Here is a 684-nt window from a genome sequence, read left to right on the forward strand (position 1 = left end):
GCTTGGCGTGGACGTGACGCCGCGTCTGAAGACGCTGAAGGTGGCGGAGCCGCCGAAGCGCGCGGCCGGCGTGAAGGTGCCGGACGTGAAGACGCTGGTCGAGAAGCTGAAGACCGAAGCCAAGGTGCTGTAAGAGGGAGCGGAAAGAAAATGACGATTCTGGTTATTGCCGAACACGACAACGCGTCGATCAAGGCAGCGACGTTGAACACGGTGGCTGCTGCGCAGAAGATCGGCGGCGACATTCACGTGCTGGTCGCGGGTCACAACGCACAAGCGGCTGCAGATGCAGCCGCGAAGATTGCCGGCGTCAGCAAGGTCCTGCTGGCCGACGCACCGCAACTGGCCGCAGGCCTCGCGGAAAACGTCGAGGCAACCGCGCTGAACATCGCGAAGGACTATTCGCACATCCTGGCGCCGGCGACTGCCTACGGCAAGAACATCGCGCCGCGTATCGCCGCGAAGCTGGACGTTGCGCAGATCTCGGACATCACGGCGGTCGATTCGGCCGACACGTTCGAGCGCCCGATCTATGCGGGCAACGCGATCGCGACGGTGCAATCTTCTGATCCGATCAAGGTGATCACGGTGCGTTCGACGGGATTCGACCCGGTTGCAGCGGAAGGCGGCAGCGCAGCGGTCGAGAAGATCGAAGCGGCAGCCGACGCCGGAGTCTCGCAATTC

General features: G+C 63.6%; 2 pseudogenes. Both read left to right on the top strand.

Going from position 1 to position 684, the window contains the following annotated elements:
* Positions 1-133, top strand: a pseudogene (locus ACV229_RS40600) (electron transfer flavoprotein subunit beta/FixA family protein); the annotation flags it as partial.
* A 17-nt stretch (positions 134-150) separates the two neighbouring features.
* Positions 151-684: pseudogene (locus ACV229_RS40605) on the top strand (electron transfer flavoprotein subunit alpha/FixB family protein); the annotation flags it as partial.

This window comes from Burkholderia sp. MR1-5-21 (assembly GCF_053427715.1).